The sequence below is a fragment of the Arthrobacter sp. FW306-1B-F12A genome, from assembly GCF_058781865.1.
In genome coordinates, this window is record NZ_JBYSXD010000023.1 from 10461 (window position 1) to 34033 (window position 23573).

A 23573-nucleotide genomic window follows, 5' to 3' on the forward strand; every position below is an offset into this window, starting at 1 on the left:
CCCCCCGGCCGCCCCCCCCCCCCCAGGACCGGGTGTCTTGCGTAAAGACTTAGCCGTGGAGCGGCTTTCCTGCCAGCGCGAGGTGGACTTCGCCCAGGGTCTCGTTCTGCGTCGGGTGCGCGTGGATGAACTGTGCCACGTCCTCCGGGTGTGCTTCCCAGTTGACGATCAGCTGTGCTTCGCCGATCTGCTCGCCCATGCGGGAACCGATCATGTGGATACCGACGACGGGGCCGTCCTTCTGGCGGACAACCTTCACGATGCCGCCGGTGCCCAGGATGGAGCTCTTGCCGTTGCCGGCCAGGTTGTATTCCTGGGTCTGGACCTGGTCCTCGCCGAACTTCTCCTTGGCGCCCTTTTCGGTGTAGCCGACGGTGGCGATTTCAGGTTCGCAGAAGGTGACCTTCGGGATGTTCACGTCTTCGACGACTACCGGGTTCAGGCCGGCGATCTCTTCGGCGACGAAGATGCCCTGCTGGTAACCGCGGTGGGCCAGCTGGACGCCCGGGACGATGTCGCCGACGGCGTAGACGTTGCCGACGCCGGTGTGCAGGCGCTCGTTGGTGATGACGAAGCCGCGGTCGATGGTGACGCCTGCCTCTTCGTAGCCGAGGTTGGCGGTGACGGGGCCACGGCCCACGGCAACCAGGAGGAGATCGGCTTCGAAGGTCTGGCCGTCAACCAGGGTGACCTTCACTCCGTTCTCGTCCTGCTCGACGCCCTGGAAGAAGACGCCGGTGCTGAACTTGATGCCGCGCTTCTTGAAAGCGCGCTCAAGGTTCTTCACGATGGCGGTGTCTTCGTTCGGAACGAGGGAGGGGAGGCCTTCGACGATCGTGACGTCGACGCCGAAGGACTTCCACACGGAAGCGAATTCGACGCCGATGACGCCGCCGCCGAGGACGATGACGCTCTTGGGGATGTAGTCCATGGTCAGCGCTTCATCGGACGTGATGACGCGGCCGCCGATTTCCAGGCCGGGCAGGGAACGGGAGTAGGAACCCGTAGCCAGGACGATGTTCTTGCCCTTGTAGGCTGTGCCGTTCACGACGACGGTGTCGGTGCCCTGCAGCTTGCCTTCGCCTTCGATGACCGTGATGCCCTTGGACTTGATGAGTCCCTGCAGGCCCTTGTACTTACCGGCGACGATTCCGTCCTTGTAGGCGTTCACGGCCGTGATGTCGATGCTGTCCAACGTGACGTTGACGCCGTACTTGGCGGAATCGCGTGCGTGGTCGGCCAGTTCGGCCGAGTGCAGCAGGGCCTTGGTGGGGATACAGCCGTTGTGCAGGCAGGTGCCGCCGAGCTTTCCCTTCTCGACGAGGCCAACGGTGAAACCAAGCTGAACGGCACGCAGAGCCGTGGCGTAGCCGCCGCTGCCGCCACCGAGTACCAGGATGTCGAATTCTTGCGCAGTTGCCTGATCGGCCACTAGGACGCTCCCTCGCGTGAGCGATGACACGCGACTACGCGTCATCTGGTCTTGGAACTTGTACTGCCGCGATTATGCCAGCACCGAAGTTCTCTTGCATTTGTGACTACCGTGGTTCACCTTAGCGAACCACTTATCCATGCTCCACCCTGCCGGGGCATTTGTGGGGCGCTTGTGGCCAGACTCACGTCGGGCCGTGGGGCCGGTCATGAACCGGCCCCACTTGGGACTTGCTTAGGCCGTCGCCAGCACGTCTTCGACGTAAGCGAGCAGCGTCCGGACAGTGCAGCCGGTGCCTTGCTTGGGCGTGTAGCCGTAGGGGCTGCCGTTGTTGAAGGACGGGCCGGCGATGTCGACGTGCGCCCAGGGGATCTGCTTGCCCTCGGCGTCCTTCCCGACGAACTCACGCAGGAACACGGCCGCCGTCATCATTCCACCGTGGCGTTCGCCGATGTTGGCGATGTCCGCCACCTGCGAATCAAGGCTGGCCCGAAGCTCTTCCGGCAGCGGCATCGGCCACACGAGTTCGCCCGCGCGATCTGCCGCGGACTTGAGCGCGCCCGTGACGGAGTCGGAACCCATGACTCCGGCAGTGCGGTTGCCGAGGGCGATCAGCTGGGCGCCCGTCAGCGTCGCGACGTCGATGATGGCGTCCGGCTGCTCGAGGCTGGCCGCGACGATTCCGTCCGCCATGACCAGGCGTCCCTCGGCGTCGGTGTTGAGGACCTCGACCGTCTTGCCGCCGTACACGGTAAGGACGTCTGCCGGGCGCTGTGCAGCGCCCGAGGGCATGTTCTCGGCGATGCAGAGCCACGCGGTCACCTTGACGGGCAACCCGAGCCCCGCGACGGCCAGGACAGTATTAAGTACGACGGCGGCGCCCGCCATGTCGCTCTTCATGTCGCCCATGCCGAGGGCCGGCTTGATGGAAATGCCGCCGGTGTCAAAGGTGATGCCCTTACCGACCAGGGCGATCTTCTTGGTGGCCTTGGCCGGGGCGTACTCCACCTTGACGAGGCGCGGCTGGCGGGTCGAACCTTTTCCAACGCCCAGGATTCCGCCGAACCCGTCCTTTTCGAGGCGTTTTTCGTCCCACACGGTGACCTTGACCGGCAGCCCCTTGGAGAGTTCCTTGGCAGCTTCGGCAAAGGACTCCGGGTAGAGGTGGCTCGGAGGCTCGTTGACCAGCGTGCGGGTGGCGTTGACCGCGCGTCCCACGAGCAAGGCCCGATCGAGCGCGGGCTGGACGTCCTTGCCGTCAAACGCCGTGTGGATCAGGACCTTGCCGACCGGGTCCTTGAGGCCGTCCTTGCTGGAGCGGTGCTCTGTATAGGAATAGGAACCCAGCACAGCGCCTTCGGCGACGGCTGCGACGTCGGCGAGGGACGCCGTCGGGAGGGCCAGTGTCACGGAGGACAAACCGGCAAGTTGGCGGACGGCGGATCCCGCAGTCCGGCGCAGGGTTTCCTCGGCCAGGAGGGCGTCGTCGGCGACTTTGCCGACACCCGCCAGGACGAGGACGCCCGAACCGGTCTCCGGAAGACCCGGCAGACGGTGTACCTGATCGGCTGCTCCCGTGATGCCGAGGAGGCCCAATGAAGCCGCGAGGGTTTCCGCGGCCTTCGCGCCCAAGGGGTTCCCGAGCAGTACCGGCCCGTCTTCCCCCTGACCGACGGCTATCACGAGTGCGTCGCTGGGCGCCTTCTTCAGGTCCTTGGCGATAGTGCCAAGGGTGATGTCTGTAGTCTTCACCACGAGGATTTGTCCTCATCTCTCTCTGCATGGCTTGGCCGGGCTGCATGTTAGGCGCCCGGCCCTGGTACCCCTCCGTTGTCCGCCTGGGACAACGTCGGTGGTTGCTTGGGTCCGCACACGGCGGCACGTCTCGATCGTAGTCTGTCTGTCGCGCCGGAAAGCAATTAAATGAGAGTTGCGGCACATTGGCCGACAGGAATGCGCGGCCCGTCCGGGGCGTTGTACCAATACAGGGAGCGTGGCCGGCCGCCAAGGCATCCGCTGCGGCGTGCAGCCGCCTGCTCCTCCAATGAACTTGAAACTGCGAAAGGAACATGCCGTGCTTGAACGGATTTCCGGCTCACTCCTTGACCCTGAGCCGCTCTACGCGAGCAACATCGAGCTCTTCCACAGCCCGGACACCAGGGGCCTCAACATGCTGATGGGCTTCACGGGATTCGCTGACGCCGGGCACGTGGTCCAGCAGATCAACCGGGAACTGCTGGATACGCTCGAAGTCGAAACGGTGGCTGTGTTCGACGCCGACCAGCTCATCGACTACCGCACGCGCCGTCCCCACATCAGCTTTGTCGAAGACCATCTGGAAGACTACAAGGCCCCTCAATTGGCGCTTTACAAGCTGAATGACGGCTTGGGCGAGCCGTTCCTGTTGCTTGCCGGTTTTGAACCGGACCTCCAGTGGGAGCGTTTCGCGCGCGCCGTCGTCGGGATCGTGGAAAAACTGGACGTCAACCTGGTGACCTGGATCCACTCCATCCCTATGCCGGTTCCGCACACCCGGCCGGTTGGTGTCACGGTGCACGGCAACCGTCCGGAACTCATCGAGGGCATTTCCACGTGGAAGCCGACGGTCGAGGTTCCTGCGGCCATTGGCCACATCCTCGAGTTGCGGCTGGCCGAAGCCGGGCGGAAAGTGGCCGGGTATGTCATCCACGTCCCGCACTACCTTGCGGATGCCGAGTACCCGCCGGCAGCGGTGGCGGGACTCGAATACCTCGGTGCAGCCACGTCCCTGATGCTGCCGACGGACCGCCTTCGCGAGGCCGGCAGGGAAGTGGGCAGGCAGATCGCCGAACAAGTGGAAGCATCCGAGGACGTCCAGCAGGTCGTTTCCAAGCTGGAGTCCCGCTATGACGACAAGGCCGAGGGAACGGTCCGCCGTTCCCTGCTGGCCGACGAGAACGACGAATTGCCCAACGCCGAGGATCTGGGCGCGGCGGTTGAGGCGTATCTCGCACGTAAAGATGCGCGCCCATAAAGCAGCTTTAATGCGGCCCCGGGCATAATGGAAGGGTGAACGCACCCCGCGCCTGGCTCATTTGGACGATCGGGGTGCTTGCCTACCTTGTGGCAGTGGCCCAGCGCACATCCTTTGGCGTGTCCGGGCTGGAGGCTACCGAACGGTTCCATGCCAGCGCAGCGGCCATCTCCTTCTTCACCGTGCTTCAGCTGCTGGTCTACGCAGGCCTCCAAATACCGGTTGGGCTCCTGGTTGACCGCTTCGGCTCGCGCGCCATGATCGCCAGCGGTGCCGTACTCATGGGCCTCGGTCAACTCCAGCTGGCATATGCCGACGCTGTTCCGGCTGGAGTGCTCGGCAGGGTCCTGGTCGGCGCCGGGGACGCCATGACCTTCGTCTCCGTGATCCGCCTCGTGCCGATCTGGTTCGCGCCGGCGAGGGTTCCGCTCGTCACCCAGCTGACGGGAATGTCGGGCCAGCTCGGCCAGCTCATCAGTGTGGTGCCCTTCGCCCTCGTCCTTCATTCGGCAGGCTGGAACACGGCTTTCCTGGCGTTGAGCTCGTTGTCCGCGCTCGCCGTCGTCCTTGTCCTTGCCTTGCTCAGGGACGTTCCGCCGGGCCACCCGCCCAGGGAGAACGCGCAGGGGCTGCGCGCCACGGGCGTGACCCTCGCGCGTGCCTGGAAGCAGCCCGGCACGCGCCTGGGACTCTGGTGCCACTTCACTGTCCAGTTCAGCGGCAACGTCTTCGCCATGTCCTGGGGCTACCCGTTCCTGGTCTCGGCGCAGGGCCTGAACCCGGCCACTGTGTCCGCCCTGATGGGACTGTTCGTCGTCACCAGCATTCTCGTGGGCCCTCTGTTTGGAACCTTCGTGGCCAGGCACCCGATGCGGCGCTCGGCCATGGTGCTCCTGATCACGGCGGCTACGGCACTTGCCTGGGCTGCTGTCCTGCTGTTGCCCAGCAGGGCGCCCCTGTGGTTGCTTGCATTGCTCGTGATTGCCCTGGCGATCGGCGGACCCGGGTCCATGATCGGCTTTGACTTTGCCCGGACATTCAATCCTTCCCACAGGATTGGTACCGCCACGGGCATCGTCAATGTGGGCGGCTTCGTTGCCGCGCTCCTGACGATCTACCTGGTTGGGCTCATCCTCGACATTCTCCACACGAGTGGTTTCTCGGGCGGGGAGCTGTACGGCCTGGCGTCCTTCCGCATCGCATTGAGCGTGCAGTTCCTGTTCCTTCTCGTGGGCACGGTGTTGATCCTCATGACCCGTCGCAAGGTGCGCCGTCAGATGGCCGCCCAAGGCGTCCACGTCCCGCCGCTCCTCGTGTCGTTGGCGAACCAGCGCCGGCGCCGCGTGGAATTGCGCCGCGAACGTCTCGCGAAGCAGCGGAGTTCCACGCCGTAGCCTGTTTTCGCGGTGTTCCTCCACAGGGGTCGACGGACACCTTTGTCCACATAGGGCAATTGAGGCCTGCCGTGGCCCGCCATTGATGCCGATGCTGGATTCATGACAGCAGACAACCGCGTGACCGTCTTCCGGCCCGAGGACATCCTCGGCTTCATTCCCCACGCCTTGGGGCTCTGGCCAAAGGAGAGCCTCGTTGCCATCACGCTGCGGGGGCAGACACTTGGCGCCACACTCCGCGTGGACCTTCCGGGCGAGAGATCCGACCGCGCGCTTGCCGCGTACTCACGGAGGATCGGTGAGTATCTGGAAGCGGACCATGACGCCGACGGCGTGCTCTTGGCATTCTTCAGCGACGACGGTTGGGACGCCGGCGGCGCCGTGCCGCACGGCCTGCCGCTGCTGGAAGCCCTGGTACGCGTCGTGGATCATCGGGGCTTGGTGTTGCGGGATGCATGGTTCATTGGTTCCGACTACTGGCGAAGCGCATTCTGCACCGATGTGGAGTGCTGTCCCCTTCCCGGCCGTCCCGTAGACCAGATCCTGGATAGCCGGCTCAACGCGGAAATGGTGTTCAGGGGGAGCAACGTCTTGGAATCGCCACTGTTGTTGGGGCCTGAGGACGAGCCCGTCCGTGATCCGGAATTCATGCGCACGGAAGACGCCACGCTTGGGGAATTGCTCCGGCTATGGCGGAGCAGGAAGGCATTCGAAGAAATGCTGGATGTGTGGAGCGGGGTCCTCGATTCCAGCCGCCCAGGGGAGTTCGACGGCGAGGCTGCGGCGTTCCTCCGGGCAAGCCTGCGGGTCTCCGCCTGGCGCGACGCCGTGGTGGTCCTGGCGGCTGCCGGGAAAACCGTCGCTTGTGGCGGTGCGGAGGCCTTCGGCTTCTTTGACCAAGACGACGATGAACAGGGTTCCTTGGTCGTTCCGCCCGGTCTCTGTCCCCCTCCACCAGCAGCGGGCAAGCGGACTCCGGCCACGGATGTCAGCGTCTTGCGCTATGGAGACGTGCTCCTGGGCCTCTACCCGGAGAACCCCGACTGGAGACGGTTGACGAGCCTGGACCGGGTTCTGGCGATGCTCTCCCGGCGCAGTGGTGGGGAGGCGCGCGCTGCAACGCTTACGATCCGGGGGTGGATTCAGTGGTGCCGGGGGAGCGGTTCGTTCGCCCGCGAGCTCCTGTCCCAGGCTGACGCTGAACAACGGGGCTATCGACTCGCGGAGTTGCTCGCCGAGGTGGTGAGGCGCGGAACAGTCTGCGGCTGGGCCAAAAGCAAGTCGTCCGCGTGGCGGAAGTTCGGTGGTGCGGTGGCATGACTCCAAGCCCCGGGGTGACTCCAGGAGCGTCACATTGAGTGAAATCCGTGCGGCACGTAATTGTCTGCCCGGTAGCGGATATCGACCCCCGGAACTCAAAACCGTGAGACAATGGTTGCCGAGACCCGGTTGGGTCCGTGTTTCAAGTGCCGTTAACGTCCCCTGAACTCTAGGGAACATTAAGGCGCCGTCGGGAGTTTTACCTAAAGACTCTGCAGTCGGCGATGGCACTTGATGTTGATCACGGACTTGACAGGGTCATAGTGGTGTTGCCCCCATGGTGATTCCACAGACCGCCGCTAGAAAGGTTTTCTGTGACCCCGTCTTCCGCCGAGAAGGAACCCGCCGCCCTGGCCGAACTGTCCGCCGAAGAAAAGAAGGCGGCTACAGCTGCGAAGCGTGCGGCAACGCGTGCTGCCAATGCTTCGACTGCAGGTGCAGACAAGCCGGCACCCAAGAAGCGCGGGCCCAAGCCCGGCGCCAAGGCCGCTGCCGAAGCAGCCAACAAGTCCGCCGGCGCCGACGAGGACTCCGAGGAAGAAGCCGAGGATTTTGACGCCGTCGTTCCCGACGAAGCAGAGCTCACGGAGGAAGTCGAAGAAGGCGAAGAGGGCAAGAAGCCCGCGACCACCGGCTCCGGCTTTGTTTACTCGGATGCCGATGACGATGACGCGCCTGTCCAGCAGGTCATGTCAGCCGGTGCCACGGCCGACCCCGTCAAGGACTACCTGAAGCAGATCGGCAAGGTTGCCCTGTTGAACGCTGAGCAGGAAGTCGACCTTGCGCTCCGCATTGAAGCGGGTCTCTTCGCAGAAGAGAAGATCAACGCCGACGACGGCTCCATGGACCCGAAGCTGAAGCGTGAACTCGAGTTCATCATCCACGACGGCAAGAGGGCCAAGAACCACCTCCTCGAAGCCAACCTGCGCCTCGTGGTCTCGCTGGCCAAGCGCTACACAGGCCGCGGCATGCTCTTCCTGGACCTCATCCAGGAAGGCAACCTGGGCCTGATCCGTGCAGTGGAGAAGTTCGACTACACCAAGGGCTTCAAGTTCTCCACCTACGCCACTTGGTGGATCCGTCAGGCCATCACCCGCGCCATGGCGGACCAGGCCCGTACCATCCGCATCCCGGTGCACATGGTGGAAGTCATCAACAAGCTGGCACGCGTCCAGCGCCAGATGCTGCAGGACCTTGGGCGCGAACCTACGCCTGAGGAACTTGCCCTCGAGCTGGACATGACTCCCGAGAAGGTCGTTGAAGTCCAGAAGTACGGCCGCGAGCCCATCTCGCTGCACACTCCGCTGGGCGAGGACGGCGATTCCGAATTCGGCGACCTCATCGAGGACTCCGAAGCAGTTGTGCCTGCGGACGCCGTAAGCTTCACCCTCCTCCAGGAGCAGTTGCACTCAGTGCTCGATACCCTGTCCGAGCGGGAAGCAGGCGTCGTCGCGATGCGCTTCGGCCTTACCGACGGCCAGCCGAAGACTTTAGACGAAATCGGCAAGGTCTATGGAGTCACCCGCGAACGCATCCGTCAGATCGAATCGAAGACGATGTCAAAGCTGCGCCACCCCTCGCGGTCGCAGGTTCTGCGCGACTACCTTGACTAAAGCAACGGACGCCATGCCTTAGCCGGCACCGCCCGTCAAAAGTGGACCCCCGGATTCCCCGGGGGCCCACTTTTGCATCAGCGGCTGTATCTAAGGGCTGTTCCGTTCGAGCGCGTGGCCAAGGATGCGGGCACCTTCCGGGAACGCCGAAGGGTTGGGTCCCGCATAGTTGAGCCGGATGAACGGTCCCGCCGGTTCGGCGGGGAACCACTCAGTACCGACCGCGATCATCACCCCGGCACTCTCGCAGTCACGGGTCAGCCCCTCGAGGTCCGTGCCGTCCGGCAGGCGTGCCCAGAGATTCAGCCCTCCCTTGGGGATGAGGCTGAGATGGGCCTGGGAGGCATGTTCACGCAGGCTCGTGACAAGGAGGTCGCGGCGCGACTGAAGCTGATGGCGGAGGCTGCGCAGATGCGTCTGCCAGGCAGGCTGCGTGACCACATCGAGTGCCGCAGCCTGGAGGAGCCCGCTGACGTACATCGACTCGGCCGCCCGGTCCGCAAGGATGCGTTCGCGGGCCGGGCCGCGAGCAATGACCGCGGCAACGCGGATGGCGGGTGAAACGCTTTTCGTGAGGGAGCGCAAGTAGACCACATGGCCCGAATCGTCACGTGCGGCGATGGGTACCGGCGTCGACGTGATGCCGAAGTCGTGGGCCCAGTCGTCCTCGACGAGGAAGGCGCCGTACTCCCGGACAACATCCAGGACTTCTTCCCCACGGCGGGCGGACCACTGCGCACCGGTGGGGTTGGCATAGTTCGGTTGGGCGTAGAACAACCGGGCGCCCGTCTCCTCAAAGGCCCTGGCCAATTCTTCGGGCTCGGGCCCCTCGGCCCCGCTGGGCACCGGGACGATGCGGACTCCGGCTTGGGTCGCGGCCAGGATGGCTCCCCAGTAGCTCGGGGATTCCATAAGCAGTGGCTGCCCGTGGCCCACCAATGCCGTGAAGATGGAGCTGAGGCCGCCTTGGCTTCCCGGCAGGACGATGACGTCGCTCGGTGTCGGCGGGGTGAGTCCTGCCGGCGTCGCGGTGCCGAGTTCGTGCGCGAACCAGGACTGCAATTCGGGAAGTCCCGGCGCCGGAGGTCGGGACAGGGCAGCGTCGCCGCGGGCCGCGCGGGCGAGAGCGGCCCGGACAAGCCGTTCCGGCAGGAGTTCCCGGTCCGGGTATCCGGAGTGGAAGGCAATAGTGGCGTTCGAGGTGTCGCGCATCGTGGTGGAGGCTGAGCGGGAAGGCGCCTGCGGCGCACGCAACGCTGCGGTTTGCCAGCCGTAGTCCGAGGGGCGCGCTGTCCGGACGGCCCGGACGAAGGTCCCGACGCCGGGCCGGCTCTCGATCAAGCCCTGCGAAGTGAGCGTCTGCAAGGCCTTCTGCACCGTCACAGGGCTGGCCTGGTACTCGGCAACCAGTGACCGCGTGGACGGCAGCCGGGATCCCGGAGCGGCCCCGGTGATCCATTCCCGCAGTCGCATCGCAATCCTGGAACTGCTATCGTTGTTCATGAAAGACAATAGTAGCGCTACTACACTTATTCGAGAAGTGATACCGTCCCGCTCGATAACGGGCCTCTGGTGGGGCCTCCTCGGAGTAGCGGCGTTTTCCTTCACTGTTCCCTTCACCCGAGTGGCGGTGGGTGGCCTGTCGCCGCTGTTCATCGGCTCCGGCCGTGCCGTCGTCGCAGCGATACTCGCGGCATCCGCCCTCGTGCTCACCAGGCAGCGCCTTCCGCGAGGCAAACAATGGGCACGGCTCGCGGTGGTCGCCGCCGGGATTGTTGTCGGCTTTCCGCTACTCACCTCATTCGCGCTTACGACGGCGCCGGCCAGCCACGGCGCTGTCGTCATCGCCCTGCTGCCTGCTGCGACGGCAACCGCCGCGGTGCTCCGCGGGCGTGAGCATCCTCCGGCAGCCTTCTGGCTGGTCACGGCCGTAGGGGCCGTTGCGGCCATCGGATTTGCCCTATCGCAGGCCGGTAACCCAGCGCAGTCCGGTGGGTTCGGGCAACTCAACTGGGCAGACGTGCTCCTCCTCGGCGCCGTCGTTTCCGCGGCCATCGGTTACGCGGAAGGTGGCCTGCTCGCCCGCGAACTCGGCGCATGGCAGACCGTATCCTGGGCGCTCGTCCTGGCCCTGCCGTTGATGGCCGGCCTGACAGCACTCTCCGTGTCCCAGCAGCCGCCGTCAGCCTCACCGGTCCAATGGGCCGCTTTTGCATACCTCGGAGTCGTCAGCATGTTCTTCGGCTTCGTCGCCTGGTACCGGGGCCTCGCCGTCGGGCCCATGGCCAAGGTCAGCCAGGTACAACTCATCCAGCCCGTGCTGAGCATTTGCTGGGCAGGGCTGTTGCTGGGCGAATCCCTGGGCTGGACCACGATCGTCGGCGGGCTGGCCGTCATCGCTTGCGCCGGCATCGCGGTCCGGGTCCGCCTCAATCCGCAGCCCGCCGACCAAGGCCGCTGAAGACCAATAGAACACCGAGACCACCCGCCACAGAAAAGGAAGAATAGAACCCATGTACATCCCAGCGCACTTCGAGGCCGGTCCTGACGTGATCCACGACCTCCTGACGCGGCCAGGTGCAGCCAATCTGGTCACCATGACATCACAGGGCATGCTCGCGACTTTCCTGCCGCTCATCTACGAGCCCTCGATCGGCGAACACGGCGCGCTCCACGGACACCTCGCCCGAACCAACCCGCAATGGTCCGAGCCCTCGATCGGGGAATCACTCGTCATCATCCAGGGCGCGGACGCCTACATCTCGCCTACCTGGTATGCATCGAAGGAAGAGCACGGACGCGTCGTCCCGACGTGGAACTACTCCACGGCCCACGTTTACGGCAGGCTTGCCGTCCATGACGACGCCGAGTGGCTCGGGAACCATGTCAGGCGGCTGACCGGGCTCAATGAAGCCCGTTCCGAGCGGCCGTGGTCCGTGGATGACGCCCCGGAGCGCTACGTCTCCGGCCAGTTGCGTGCGATCGTCGGCATCGAGCTGGTGATCAGCGGTATCGAGGCGAAGGCAAAACTGAGCCAGAACCGGCCCGATAAAGACATCATTGGGGTCGTGGCCGGCCTTGGCGCCCAAGGGCACCAGGAGATCGCTGCCGACGTGGCCAGGGCCAGGCAGGATAGGACGCACCGGGACGCGGGCCGCGCCTAGGCAACGTTGCCGCCTGGGCCGGGAGACCCCGGTTAACGAAGCGGCCCCCTCGGGCGGGGGGGGGCCCCTGTCTCTATGAAGTTTTGTCAGCCAGGTGGCCGCGGGGGCCAGCCATTGGGGCTAGTCGGCGAGGACGGGTTCCTTCTCCTGAAGGCGCGCCGTCTCGTCATGCCAGTCCGAAGTCATCGGCCGCAGCGTGGCCTCTACTGCACGTGCGTGGTGGCCGCAGAAGAGCAGCTCACCGCCGGAGGACTCGAGTACAACGCGGACATATGCCTGGGCCCCGCAACGGTCGCACCGGTCGAGTGCATTGAGTGTGCGGTCTGCAACTGCTGTTGTCATGTTCGGCCTCCTTAGTAGTTCTGTGTATCCATATAACCAGCATTCGAAGCAAAACCATGGCAAGGATGGGTCACGTTCGCTGTCCGCGTATCACATGTGCGTAACACCGGGAAGTGGCGTCCAGCACGATTGGGAGTGGCAGCTCTCGTCCGGGCTCCGGGGCAGCTAGCCTAGGAGGAGTGTTTTTTGCCTCTGTTACACCCCCGAAGGAGCGCCCCGCCCGTGGCACCGAGTTCTGAATACAACGCCCGGCACCTTTCAGTTTTGGAAGGACTGGAGGCGGTCCGCAAACGTCCGGGCATGTACATCGGCTCCACCGACTCCCGCGGCCTCATGCACTGCCTGTGGGAGATCATCGACAACTCCGTGGACGAGGCGCTGGCAGGCTTCGGACACGACATCCAGATCATCCTCCATGCGGACAATTCGGTGGAAATCCACGACGACGGCCGCGGCATCCCCGTGGACCTGGAACCCAAGACCGGGCTCACCGGCGTCGAAGTTGTCTTCACCAAACTTCACGCAGGCGGAAAGTTCGGCGGTGGCTCCTACACGGCGTCCGGCGGTCTGCACGGCGTTGGCGCGTCGGTAGTGAACGCGCTCTCCGCCCGTCTGGACGTGCAGGTGGACCGCGGCGGCAAGACCTACCAGATGTCCTTCCGCCGGGGCGAGCCCGGACGATTCAAGGACGCCGGCTCGAAGCTCAGCCCGACGTCGGTCTTCGAACCGTTCGTCGAGAACTCGGTGCTCGACGTCGTCGGCAAGGCCAAGCGCGGCGTCACGGGTACCCGCATCCGCTACTGGGCAGACCGGCAGATCTTCACCCCGGACGCGAAGTTCGCCTACGAGGACTTGGCCGCGCGCGCCCGTCAAACGTCTTTCCTTGTTCCGGGCCTCAAGCTCACTGTCCGGGACGAGCGCCGGCTCCCCGGCACCCCCGGCGAGAGCGGCCCGCACCAGGAGGTCTTCCACCACGACGGCGGCATTTCCGAATTCGTCGACTTTCTCGCCGCGGATTCGGGCGTCACGGATATTTGGCGGCTCCATGGTGCGGGCAAGTTCAAGGAAACCGTTCCGGTCCTTGACGAAAACGGGCACAGCAAGATCGCTGAAGTGGAACGCGACTGTGAAGTGGACATCGCGCTGCGCTGGGGGATCGGCTACGAAACCACTATGCGGAGCTTCGTCAACATCATCGCCACGCCCAAGGGTGGCACGCACCAGGCCGGCTTTGAGCAGGCACTCCTGAAGACGTTCCGCAAGGCCGTCGAAACGAACGCACGCAAGCTCAAAGCGGGCAACGACAAGATTGAAAAAGACGACGTCCTGGCTGGCCTCACGGCAGTGCTGACGGTCCGCTTGGCCGAGCCGCAATTCGAGGGCCAGACCAAGGAAATCCTGGGGACATCGGCTGTCAGGGCGATTGTTGCCAAGGTGGTCGAGGATGAGATCACCGCGCGCCTGAACTCGGCGAACCGCAACGACAAGGCCCAGTCCGCCCTGCTGCTCGAGAAAATCGTCAGCGAAATGAAGTCCCGTATCTCGGCCCGCGTCCACAAGGAAACGCAGCGCCGGAAGAATGCGCTGGAAACGTCGTCGATGCCCACCAAGCTGGCAGATTGCCGCACGGACGACGTCGGACGCTCTGAGCTGTTCATCGTGGAAGGTGACTCCGCCCTGGGCACCGCAAAGCTGGCGCGGTCCTCGGACTTCCAAGCGCTGTTGCCGATCCGTGGCAAGATCCTGAACGTGCAGAAAGCCTCGGTGGGGGACATGCTCTCCAACGCGGAGTGCGCAGCCCTCATCCAGGTGGTGGGTGCCGGCTCGGGCCGCAGCTTCGACATCGACGCCGCCCGCTACGGCAAGGTGATCCTGATGACCGATGCAGACGTCGACGGCGCGCACATCCGTACGCTGCTGCTCACCTTGTTCTTCCGGTACATGCGTCCGATGATCGACGAGGGCCGGGTATATGCGGCCGTCCCGCCGCTGCACCGTGTGGAAGTCATCAACGCCGGCCAGAAGGCCAACGAGATGATCTATACGTACTCGGAGGCCGAACTGCACGTCCTGCTGGCCAGGCTCGCCAAGGAGGGCAAGCGCTACAAGGAGCCGATCCAGCGCTACAAGGGCCTCGGCGAAATGGACGCCGAACAGCTCGCCGAGACCACGATGGATCCGCGCCACCGCACCCTCCGCAAAGTGGGGATCGAGAACGCGAAGATGGCGGAGGACACCTTCGACCTACTCATGGGATCGGACGTCGCCCCGCGCAAGGACTTCATTATTGCCGGCGCAGCGGACCTGGACCGGGAACGCATCGACGCCTGATCCGGTGGGCCTGCGTAGCCCGGCAGCCTGCTCAGTCCAATCCGGTTCAGCCCAGCAAACCCGGGACAATCAGCAAGCCTGTCGGCACAGCGAGCAACATGGCCGACGCCGCGAGGACCAGGGCGCGCTGGGCTGCCGGAAGCGGTGGCTTGGGTGAGAGCAGCCGGCTGACGCGCGACGCCGTCGTACGCGGTGAATCGGCACCGCCGGTGCCGCTCAAGGTGCTGCCTTCGGGGGAAGCGTCGTCGCTGCTTGTTCCGGGCGGGGCGAATTGCTCCACGGGACGGGCGGAACCGCTGGCCACGATCGCGATCGCCTTGATGAGTGTTCCTTTGCTTTCGGTGCGCAGGGCCACGTCATCGGCGAGCATTTCGATCAGGGAGTTGACCGCAACCTGGGCGAGCCGCGTGGTGGGGAACCAGGGGAGTGCCTGGCGCCACGCCGCGAAGGCCCACAAGAGAAGGTCATGGCGTTGCGAGAGGTGGGCATTCTCGTGGATGAGGACGGCCCGGAGCTCGGCAGGCTCGAGGGCAGCCATCAGGCCGTCGGACAGGACGGTCACCGACCGTGCGCCGCCGGGCAGGCAGTACGCAACGGGGGAGTCGTGGTTGATGACCACGGTGCCGGGGCCGTCGTCGGACGGTGAGGCCAGGAGTGCGAGGAGTTCGCGGTGCCTCCGCCGCTGCCGCTCGATCTTGACGTAGGTGAGCAGCAAGGTGAATACGAGATGGGCGCTCAACAGTGCCGCGGCGGACAAAGCGAACAAGTGCCAGAAGCCCAGTGCCGTGGTGGGCTCGTTGTGGAGCACCATGCCGGCCAGGGAACGCAGGCCCGCAATGAGGTTGTCGCCGATGGGCTCGAGCCCGTAGACGAGCATGGCGCCGATCATGGAGAGGCCACCGGCGAGTGCGATGGCCTGCCAGAGGACCATTGCCATGAAGGGTGCGCGTGACGGCCATTCGGCGCGCGACAAAAGGACAGGAACCGGCCAGGCCAGCACCAAAGCAAGGACCGCCAGAAAATATGAGGTCCAGAACATGGGGGCTTAGTTTTTGCCGAGCAGCTTGCGCAGCGTGGCGGCTTCACTTTCGCTTACGGAACCGATGAACCGGGCCAGCACGGCTTCGCGGTCCGGGGCGGAGCCGAGGGCCTCGTGCATGAGGTCCGCCGTGTGGTCCGCGCGGCTCGAAACAGCCTGGTAGCGGTGCGGGCGGGTGCCGCGTTCGCGCTCCACGAGGCCTTTCTTCTCGAGGCGGGACAAGACCGTCAGCACCGTGGTGACTGCGAGGTCCTTGCCCTGGTGTCCTGCAATACCATCCGTGGCGGCGGAATCCTGCGCCAGCAGATCACGGAGTTTGTTGGCTGTCGCAGCCTCCTGGCCCGCCCAAAGGAGATCCATGACCGCCCGTTCCAGTTCGCCAAGACTTGCCATCAACGCATCCCTACTTTCCGCACTTGCCTTGCCCGTTTTCGCGGGCTGTATGGAAGTGCGACGATCCAACATTCCTCCCTCAATCTACCGCTTTTCGGGCGGCGATTCTACGTGAGGTAGAACATGCGGCGCGGCGTGTCCTTGCGGCACTGTGACACCGCTGGAAGAGTGGTGAGCACATCGCAGGGGTTTGTTCTACACTGTGTAGAAGAAGTCGGTTCTACGCAACGTAGAAAATGGACGCCGCCAGCGGGCGGCGGAACAATAAGGACAGCCATGGACGCCTTGGAAATCGCACGCTGGCAATTTGGAATCACCACGGTCTACCACTTCATGATGGTGCCGTTGACCATCGGGCTGGGCCTCGTGGTGGCCGTCATCCAGACCCTCTGGTATCGCACCGGCAAGGTGGAATACCTGCGGATGACCAAGTTCTGGGGCAAGCTCTTCCTCATCAACTTCATCATGGGCGTGGCCACGGGCATCGTGCAGGAATTCCAATTCGGCATGGCGTGGAGCGAATACAGCCGGTTCGTCGGCGACGTGTTCGGTGCGCCCCTGGCCTTGGAAGCGCTTCTGGCGTTCTTCGTGGAATCGACCTTCCTGGGACTCTGGATCTTCGGCTGGAAGCAACTCAAGCGCGGCATCCACCTCGCGTGCCTCTGGATCGCCGTGATCGGCTCGGTCTTCTCGGCCTATTTCATCATCGTGGCCAACTCCTGGATGCAGCACCCCGTCGGCGTCACGATGGTCAACGGGCGTCCCGTCATGACCGACGCCTGGGCGGTCTTCACCAACAACACCGCCATGGTGGCCGTACCCCACACGCTCTTCGGCGCGCTGGCCGTCGCCGGTGCGTTCCTCCTGGGCATCGCCTGGTACCACCTCTGGCGCCGCCGCCACGATGGCATTGACACCGTAGGAGCCGATGGCCGGGCCGTAGCAGGCGAAGCCAACATTCCCGGACGGGACAAGGCCGACTACCAGGTGTGGATCACCTCCCTGCGGATCGGCGCCGTCGTCGCCATGATCTCGTTCGCCGGCACCGCATTCACGGGCGACTTGCAAGGCAAGCTGATGTTCGAACAACAGCCCATGAAGATGGCCGCGGCCGAGGCCGCCTGCCACGATGGCACCGGATTCTCCGTGCTGAGCGTGGGCAACCTCGGGTCCAAGAGCTGCAACGACATTGTGGCCGTGATCGAGGTCCCCGGCATCCTTTCCTTCCTGGCCAAGGGTGATTTCAACACCGAAGTGAAGGGCGTCAACAGCCTCCTTGACGAATACAAGGCCAGGTACGGCACCCACCTGCCGGACAATCCCCTGTACGGCGATCGGGCAGGCCAAGACATCCAGTACGTACCCGTCATGGAAGTGACCTACTGGGGCTTCCGCATGATGATCGGCTTCGGCGGGATCGCTGCCTTTGCCGCGTTGCTCGCCCTGTGGGTGACCCGCAAGGGCATGGTCCCGCAATCCCGCTGGATCATGCGCCTGGCGGTCTTCGGCATCCTCGCTCCTTTCGGCGCCAACGCCGCCGGTTGGATCTTCACCGAAATGGGCCGGCAGCCGTTCGTCGTCGCGCCCAATCCGGACGCCAGCGGCGTCGACCAAGTGTTCATGTTCACGGCCGCGGCCGTCTCACCCGGCGTCTCCGCCGCCGAGCTCATCACCTCGCTGGTCGTGTTGGCCTCCATCTACGCGGTCCTGCTGGTGGTCGAGGTCCGGCTGCTGGTCAAATACGCCCGGGGCGGAGTGGTGTCCGCGATGCCGGAGCTCGCTGAGGCTCGCAGCAGCGAAAAGAAAGAAAAGAAGGACGACGACGGCGGGACGCCGGGTGCTCCGGGCCAGCCCGGTGACAGCGACGACGTCCTGGCATTCGCCTACTAGGAAGCAAAGGGATCTTTCGAATGGAACTGTTGCCTACCGTCTGGTTCGTGGCCATCGCCGTGCTGTGGACGGGTTACCTCTTCCTGGAGGGCTTCGACCTAGGCGTCGGAATGCTCATGAAGCTCTTCGCCCGGAACAACACCGACCGCCGGGTGCTGCTGAACACGATCGGCCCGGTGTGGGACGGGAACGAAGTGTGGCTGCTGACCGCGGCCGGTGCCACCTTCGCGGCTTTCCCGCTGTGGTACGCCTCGTTGTTTTCGGCGCTCTACTTGCCGCTGCTCATTGTCCTGGTGGCCCTGATCTTCCGGGCTGTGGCCTTCGAGTACCGGGGAAAAGTGGACACCGCGCGCTGGCGGACCGTCTGGGACTGGGCGATCGCCTTGGGCTCGTTCACGGCCGCGTTCGGCATCGGCGCTGCCCTCGCGCTGACCACCACCGGGCTGCCGATCGACTCGAACGGCGACCGCCAGGGCGGCCCCTTTGCCTGGTTCAGCGGATACGCGGTGCTGGGCGGATTCGCCGTGGTCGCGTTCGCCCTGGTGCATGCGCTCGCGTTCCTGGCACTGAAGACCGACGGCGCAGTGCGCCACCGGGCGCGCCGCTGGTTTGTGCGGCTTGCCCCGCTCGCATTGCTGCCGCTGCTGGCATGGATGGTCGCCGTGCAGCTGCTCAGCGGCAAGCCGTTGACGTGGATCCTGGTGGCCCTCGGAGTCCTCGCAGCGGCAGGCGCCTGGGTCCTTGCCCGCCGCGGCGCTGAGGGCAAGGCTTTCGGAGCCCTGGGTGCGTTCCTGGTGTGCGCCACTGCGTCCATCTTCGGCGCGGCGTTCCCCGTGGTCATCCCGTCCACCTTGAACCCTGCCTTCAACCTCACCATTTCCAACGCCTCGTCCTCCGCCTACACCCTGGGGCTGATGAGCATCGTGGCTGCCGTCGGCTTGCCCCTCGTCATCGCCTACCAGGCCTGGACCTATTGGGTGTTCCGCCGCCGCGTGAGCGCTGCACATATTCCCCCCGCACATGGTTTCCTCCCCGCCATCGCGGCAAAGGTGCTGGTGGGCCATGCGGCGCCGGGCGGACCAGCCGCCAAACACTCACCCCACGACGCCGGCGAGTAGCGGATGAAGCCCCAGCTGCCTGCCGGACCCGCCACCCGATCGGCTTTGTATTTCCTTGGCCTGCTGTCCTCACTCAAGGCCTTGTCCCTGGTACTGATTGCGCAGGCCATCGCGGGGATGCTGTCCGGACTTGCGGCAGGCGGCTTGGGGTGGCGCGAAGGACTCCTTTGGGGCGCCGCCGGCGCTGTCCTGCGCTCGCTGACAGTCTGGGGCCAGGGAGTCGCGGCGCGCCGCGCGGCCCTCGGGGTCAAGGAAGAGCTGCGGTCCCGGCTGCTGGGGCGGGCACTCGGCCCCGGGGCAGCGGGACGGGTCGGCGACGTGAACGACGGCGGCCTTGCCGTGCTTGCGACCCGGAGCCTTGATGCACTGGACAACTACTACACCCAGTTCCTTCCCGCGTTGGTCAATTGTGCCGCTTTGCCCTTGCTCCTCGGCGTACGGATCCTCTTCGCGGACTGGGTCAGCGCCGTGGTGGTGGTGCTGACCCTGCCGCTGGTCCCGCTCTTCATGGTCCTGATCGGCCGCCATACCGAGGACCGGGTGCGCGAAGCCCAATCCACGCTGCGGAGGCTCTCGGGGCACATCCTGGAGTTGGCCAAGGGACTTCCGGTGCTGGTTGGACTGGGTCGCGCGGGAGAACAACGCGCAGCCCTTGAGGACCTCTCCGAGGAATACCGCTCGCGCACCATGGGAACCCTGCGGACTGCCTTCCTGTCGGCTCTCGCCCTGGAACTCATAGCCACCATCTCCGTCGCCGTCGTGGCCGTCTTCATCGGGGTTCGACTCGTGGCCGGCGACATGGGTCTGGAAGCAGGCTTGCTGGCCCTCATCCTGGCCCCCGATTGCTATCTTCCCCTGCGCGAGCTGGGCACTGCCCACCACGCCAGCGACGACGGGCGTGAGGCTTTGGCTGCAGCCAACGCCGTGCTGGAGTCGCCGGCGGGACGCCCGCTGAATGACGGGCACGACGACGGCGCGCCCGCCAGCAGCGGGGCGCCAGCCGGCGTCGTGGTCACCGGACTGACGGTGACGTACGCGGGAAGGACGGCTGCCGCCGTCGGGCCCATCGGCTTCAAGGCTCCGGCTGGGCAGATCACCGCCCTTGACGGCCGCAGCGGTTCCGGCAAGAGCACCATCGTAGGTGTCCTCGCCGGCACGATCGGCGACGGTCCGCTGGCAACCATCGAAGGGTCCGTCACCGGACTGGAAGCCGGAGCGGTCGCTTGGGTTCCGCAGCATCCCGTCATGGTCGCCGGCACGGTGCTCGACGAGATCATCCTTTACCTGAACGGCGGCAACCAGGACTTCGCGCCGTCCGGCCCTGGATCCACGCCGGACGCTGATATCGCAAGGGCCATGCGTTGCCTGGAGCAGGCCGCCGCGGAGCACCTCGCGTTCAAACATCCTGCCGAGTTGAGCCCTGGCGAAGTGCGCCGGGTGGCCGTGGCCCGTGGCTTGGCGCGCCTCGACGCCGGTGCCACGGTCCTGCTGCTCGACGAACCCACCGCCCACCTCGACGCCGCGTCCGCGGACGCCATCCGTTCGGCGATCGCGGGGCTGCGGGGGGCCGCGACTGTGATCCTCGTGGCCCACGACGCCGCGACCCGGAAGCTGGCGGACAACGTAGTGAGCGTCGACGGCGGGACGAGCGACCGCGTGGCCGCGCAGGAACACTCCGGTCCTGTGGGCCTGGAATCCGCCGTGTCCGTGCCTCCTCCGCTCCGGGGCGACGCGACTCCGGGAACCACACCGGACGGGGGAATTGAACCCCGCACCGCCATCTCCATGCTCAAGGCCCTCGCGCGGATCCTGGCGCCCGTCCGCTACAAGTTCGCCGGTGCCGTGCTGCTCGCGGCGCTCGCCGCCTTGTTTGCCGTGGCACTGTCCGGGCTGTCCGGCTGGCTCATCATCCGGGCCAGCGAGCAACCGCCCATCCTGTACTTGCTTGGAGCGATCGTGGGCGTCCGGTTCTTCGGGATAGGCCGGGCGGTGCTGAGGTACGCCGAACGGCTGGTCGTCCACGACACGGTCTTCGCCGCCATGACGAGGCTCCGGGGCGCGCTCTGGGCAACTCTCAGCGCCCGGGCGCTGTCCTTGCGGCGGCTCCTGCAGGGCGGCAATGTCCTTGGAGCTGTGGTGGACGACGTCGATACGCTGCGCGACGTTCTGCCGCGCGTCGTGCTTCCCCCGCTGTCAGCGCTCGCCGTCGCGGTGTCGGCGGTGGTCGCCTCGGCGCTGCTGGTTCCCGCCACCGTGCCGGCGGTTGCAGCGACCGCCGTGGTTGGGCTGGTCCTGGCTCCGGTTCTTGCCCTGACAGCGGACCGCAACGCGGCACGCGCCGAGCAGGAACTGCGCTCGCTCGTTCTGCGCGATGTTGCCGCGGCCCTCGACGCCCGCGCGGAGCTCAGCGCCAACGGCGTCGCCGGAGCAGTCCTGTCGTCCTTGACCCGGAAGGACAACGCAGCCACGGTGGCAGCACAGCGTTCCGCGTGGGCTGATGGAATCGGCCAGGGGCTGACCGTGCTTGCCTGCACCCTGGGAGCCCTGGGGGCTGGGATTTTGGCAGCACCTTCAGTGCAGGCCGGAACGGTCGCGCCGGCGGTGCTCGCCGTCGTCGTCCTTGTCCAGCTGGCCCTCGCGGAACCCTACGCGGCGGCAGTGTCCGCCGTGCGGCAGGGTCCGGCATTGGCCGCGGTACTGCGGCGGATTGCCCAGTCAGGTGCCTTCGATACGCCGGAGGTCGACGGCGGTGTGCTGACGCTGCCGGAACGACCCGACGGCTCTTCGGGGCTGCTGCTGGATGGCCTTGAAGCGTCCTGGCCCGGCAGCGCGCCTGTATTCGGAGGGCTCAGCGCCGAAGCGGTGCCCGGACGCTGGCTCGCGGTCACCGGACCTTCAGGCTCGGGGAAATCCACGCTGCTCTCCGTGCTGCTTGGCTTCCTGCCCGCATCATCCGGGAGGGCCTACATCGGCGGGAAGGCCGCGTGGTGTCCCCAGGAGGCCCATCTCTTCGACTCCACGATTCGAGGCAATTTGCTGCTCTCCCGCCCGGCCGGCCGCAAGCCTTCCGAAGTGGATATGTACAAGGCCTTGGGCGCCGTCGGGCTTTCCGGAGTGGTTTCCGGGCTTCCCGGTGGTCTCGATAGCCGCATTGGCCCCTCGGGTTCGTTCTTGAGCGGCGGCGAACGCCAACGGCTGGCCATGGCCCGCACCCTCCTCACAGGAGCAGCTGTGCTGCTCCTGGACGAGCCGACCGCCCATCTCGACGCCGAGGCCGGGCGGCTCATGATGGCGGAGCTGCGCGCCGGGCTGAAGGACGTCACAGTGGTCCTGGTGACCCACAACCCGGCCGACATCGACGGGGGAGATTCCCGGCTTGATCTCGGCTCGCCGTCGGCGCTCCCGGAGCTGGTGCGCGGGAACTGGCCCGAAGTTACGTTTGTCCGAGCCGCCCGAGGGTAGCGTCCACAGACTCGACGATATTGTCCACGAGTTTCCGGGCGTCGTCCTCCCTGATGAGCGGCGTCGATTGGCCTGCCCACAGCGACATCAGGCCCGGGATTCCCTGTGCCGCCGCGGCGGGCCGGAACTTGCCGGTCAGCCAGTTCTGGATCGGGAACGGGGCATGCACGGAAGGATCGGCGAGCTCCGCGATGATCCTGTTGGGGATGCCGCGAGCCAAACGGCCGCTGAGGGCACGGGTCAGGACCGTGTGGGCGGCGCCGGGTCCGCGCATCGCGGCCAGGTGTGCGGGACTGATGGCTGACTGCCGCGTGGCCAGGAAGGCCGAACCGATCTGGACGGCGTCCGCGCCCAGCGCCAACGCGGCAGCGACTCCACGGCCATCCGAGATACCGCCGGCCGCGATGACCGGAACCGAGACGGCATCCACCACCTGGGGCACCAGGGCCATGGTCCCCACGAGCGAGTCCTCCGGGGCGCGCAGGAAGGAAACCCGGTGTCCGCCGGCCTCCATCCCCGTGGCGACGATGGCGTCCACGCCGCCGGCATCCAAGGCCACCGCTTCGTCAACAGTGGTCGCGGTACCGACCACCACAATGCCGTTCCGCCGGGCCTGTTCAATGACGGCCCCCGATGGAACACCGAATACGAAGCTCAGCACAGCCGGCCGGGCCTCGATGGCCGCTTGGATCTGTTCCTGCAGATCGGGCAGGTAGGCGTCCGGTTGCGCGGGTGGTTCCACGCCCACCAGCTCGAAGTACGGCCGGAGGATGTCCACGTAGGCGGCGAACTGACCGGGGTCCGCGGTTGGCGGCTCCTCGCCCTCGATGGGGAGCCAAAGATTCAGTGCGAACGGTTTCCCGGTGGCCTCCCTGAGGTCGCGGGCCGTGGCCGCAATCCGTTCCGCATCGTAGCCGTAGAGGCCGTACGAACCCAGCCCGCCGGCTTCGCTGACTGTGGCCGCCAGCTCCACCGATGACAGGCCGCCGAATGGTCCGAGGACAATGGGCAGATCAATGGTGAACAGGCGGGTTGCCCTCGTGTCTTTCCACGACATCGCGG

17 protein-coding genes are annotated in these 23573 nt (G+C 65.7%); 10 read left to right on the plus strand and 7 right to left on the minus strand.

The window, feature by feature from the left end; genetic code table 11:
• Nucleotides 1-49: 49 nt before the first annotated feature.
• Both lpdA and AC3WJU_RS12610 read right to left on the minus strand, forming a co-directional pair.
• Nucleotides 50-1432: a dihydrolipoyl dehydrogenase gene (lpdA, locus tag AC3WJU_RS12605; RefSeq protein ID WP_492260020.1), complete on the minus strand. Its 1383-nt coding sequence runs from the start codon at nt 1430-1432 to the stop codon at nt 50-52.
• A gap of 234 nt (nt 1433-1666) precedes the next feature.
• The gene (locus AC3WJU_RS12610) at nt 1667-3187 is read right to left on the minus strand and encodes a leucyl aminopeptidase (RefSeq protein ID WP_284990741.1); all 1521 of its coding nucleotides are present in this window, start codon (nt 3185-3187) and stop codon (nt 1667-1669) included.
• 319 nt (nt 3188-3506) lie between these two features.
• Here AC3WJU_RS12610 and AC3WJU_RS12615 point away from each other — a divergent pair, with 319 nt between their 5' ends.
• From AC3WJU_RS12615 to AC3WJU_RS12630, 4 genes are all read left to right on the plus strand, one after another.
• A complete protein-coding gene (locus AC3WJU_RS12615) occupies nt 3507-4445 on the plus strand; it encodes a proteasome assembly chaperone family protein (protein ID WP_059389119.1) in 939 nt (312 codons plus the stop codon).
• Between the two features lie 35 nt (nt 4446-4480).
• The gene (locus tag AC3WJU_RS12620; RefSeq protein ID WP_284990738.1) at nt 4481-5839 is read left to right on the plus strand and encodes an MFS transporter; all 1359 of its coding nucleotides are present in this window, start codon (nt 4481-4483) and stop codon (nt 5837-5839) included.
• A 102-nt stretch (nt 5840-5941) separates the two neighbouring features.
• On the plus strand, nt 5942-7159 hold the full coding sequence (locus tag AC3WJU_RS12625) for a DUF4192 domain-containing protein (protein ID WP_492260021.1): 1218 nt from the start codon (nt 5942-5944) through the stop codon (nt 7157-7159).
• Between the two features lie 314 nt (nt 7160-7473).
• Complete coding sequence (locus tag AC3WJU_RS12630) at nt 7474-8772, plus strand: RNA polymerase sigma factor (RefSeq protein WP_059389116.1); 1299 nt, start codon at nt 7474-7476, stop codon at nt 8770-8772.
• A gap of 90 nt (nt 8773-8862) precedes the next feature.
• Here the strand turns inward: AC3WJU_RS12630 and AC3WJU_RS12635 are convergent, their stop codons facing one another.
• A complete protein-coding gene (locus AC3WJU_RS12635; RefSeq protein WP_492260022.1) occupies nt 8863-10275 on the minus strand; it encodes an aminotransferase-like domain-containing protein in 1413 nt (470 codons plus the stop codon).
• Between AC3WJU_RS12635 and AC3WJU_RS12640 the strand changes: the two genes are divergently transcribed.
• Together AC3WJU_RS12640 and AC3WJU_RS12645 are read left to right on the plus strand one after the other, a co-directional pair.
• A complete protein-coding gene (locus tag AC3WJU_RS12640; RefSeq protein WP_492260023.1) occupies nt 10274-11233 on the plus strand; it encodes a DMT family transporter in 960 nt (319 codons plus the stop codon). The two genes, AC3WJU_RS12635 and AC3WJU_RS12640, sit on opposite strands and share 2 nt — an antisense overlap.
• A gap of 52 nt (nt 11234-11285) precedes the next feature.
• Entirely contained in the window at nt 11286-11936 is a 651-nt protein-coding gene (locus AC3WJU_RS12645) for an FMN-binding negative transcriptional regulator (protein ID WP_492260024.1), read from the plus strand.
• A gap of 120 nt (nt 11937-12056) precedes the next feature.
• On the opposite strand, the gene AC3WJU_RS12650 is transcribed toward AC3WJU_RS12645, so the two are convergent.
• Nucleotides 12057-12278, minus strand: coding sequence for a DUF7455 domain-containing protein (locus AC3WJU_RS12650; RefSeq protein ID WP_059389114.1), 222 nt, complete (start codon nt 12276-12278; stop codon nt 12057-12059).
• Nucleotides 12279-12500: 222 nt separating this feature from the next.
• Between AC3WJU_RS12650 and AC3WJU_RS12655 the strand changes: the two genes are divergently transcribed.
• On the plus strand, nt 12501-14609 hold the full coding sequence (locus AC3WJU_RS12655) for a DNA gyrase/topoisomerase IV subunit B (RefSeq protein WP_492260025.1): 2109 nt from the start codon (nt 12501-12503) through the stop codon (nt 14607-14609).
• A 46-nt stretch (nt 14610-14655) separates the two neighbouring features.
• Here AC3WJU_RS12655 and AC3WJU_RS12660 read toward each other — a convergent pair whose 3' ends face one another.
• Entirely contained in the window at nt 14656-15648 is a 993-nt protein-coding gene (locus AC3WJU_RS12660) for a M56 family metallopeptidase (protein ID WP_306962502.1), read from the minus strand.
• Between the two features lie 6 nt (nt 15649-15654).
• Nucleotides 15655-16041 (minus strand): BlaI/MecI/CopY family transcriptional regulator, encoded by a 387-nt coding sequence (locus AC3WJU_RS12665; RefSeq protein ID WP_078105520.1) that lies wholly within the window; start codon nt 16039-16041, stop codon nt 15655-15657.
• Between the two features lie 276 nt (nt 16042-16317).
• Between AC3WJU_RS12665 and AC3WJU_RS12670 the strand changes: the two genes are divergently transcribed.
• Genes AC3WJU_RS12670 through cydD form a run of 3 tightly spaced genes read left to right on the plus strand, consistent with a single transcriptional unit; the run spans nt 16318 to nt 22511 of the window.
• Nucleotides 16318-17931, plus strand: coding sequence for a cytochrome ubiquinol oxidase subunit I (locus AC3WJU_RS12670; RefSeq protein WP_492260026.1), 1614 nt, complete (start codon nt 16318-16320; stop codon nt 17929-17931).
• Between the two features lie 20 nt (nt 17932-17951).
• Nucleotides 17952-19049, plus strand: a complete 1098-nt coding sequence (cydB, locus tag AC3WJU_RS12675; RefSeq protein ID WP_307055123.1) for a cytochrome d ubiquinol oxidase subunit II — start codon at nt 17952-17954, stop codon at nt 19047-19049.
• Between the two features lie 3 nt (nt 19050-19052).
• Entirely contained in the window at nt 19053-22511 is a 3459-nt protein-coding gene (cydD, locus tag AC3WJU_RS12680) for a thiol reductant ABC exporter subunit CydD (RefSeq protein WP_492260027.1), read from the plus strand.
• Here the strand turns inward: cydD and AC3WJU_RS12685 are convergent.
• The gene (locus tag AC3WJU_RS12685; RefSeq protein ID WP_284990728.1) at nt 22483-23568 is read right to left on the minus strand and encodes an NAD(P)H-dependent flavin oxidoreductase; all 1086 of its coding nucleotides are present in this window, start codon (nt 23566-23568) and stop codon (nt 22483-22485) included. The genes cydD and AC3WJU_RS12685 overlap by 29 nt on opposite strands.
• Between the last annotated feature and the right edge of the window lie 5 nt (nt 23569-23573).

Coding starts and splice junctions, on each gene's coding strand:
- AC3WJU_RS12670 (WP_492260026.1), top strand. CDS start 16,318: ATGGACGCCTTGGAAATCGCACGCTGGCAATTTGGAATCACCACGGTC.
- AC3WJU_RS12645 (WP_492260024.1), top strand. CDS start 11,286: ATGTACATCCCAGCGCACTTCGAGGCCGGTCCTGACGTGATCCACGAC.
- AC3WJU_RS12650 (WP_059389114.1), bottom strand. CDS start 12,278: ATGACAACAGCAGTTGCAGACCGCACACTCAATGCACTCGACCGGTGC.
- AC3WJU_RS12685 (WP_284990728.1), bottom strand. CDS start 23,568: ATGTCGTGGAAAGACACGAGGGCAACCCGCCTGTTCACCATTGATCTG.
- cydD (WP_492260027.1), top strand. CDS start 19,053: ATGAAGCCCCAGCTGCCTGCCGGACCCGCCACCCGATCGGCTTTGTAT.
- AC3WJU_RS12635 (WP_492260022.1), bottom strand. CDS start 10,275: ATGAACAACGATAGCAGTTCCAGGATTGCGATGCGACTGCGGGAATGG.
- AC3WJU_RS12625 (WP_492260021.1), top strand. CDS start 5,942: ATGACAGCAGACAACCGCGTGACCGTCTTCCGGCCCGAGGACATCCTC.
- cydB (WP_307055123.1), top strand. CDS start 17,952: ATGGAACTGTTGCCTACCGTCTGGTTCGTGGCCATCGCCGTGCTGTGG.
- AC3WJU_RS12660 (WP_306962502.1), bottom strand. CDS start 15,648: ATGTTCTGGACCTCATATTTTCTGGCGGTCCTTGCTTTGGTGCTGGCC.
- AC3WJU_RS12640 (WP_492260023.1), top strand. CDS start 10,274: ATGAAAGACAATAGTAGCGCTACTACACTTATTCGAGAAGTGATACCG.
- AC3WJU_RS12665 (WP_078105520.1), bottom strand. CDS start 16,041: ATGGCAAGTCTTGGCGAACTGGAACGGGCGGTCATGGATCTCCTTTGG.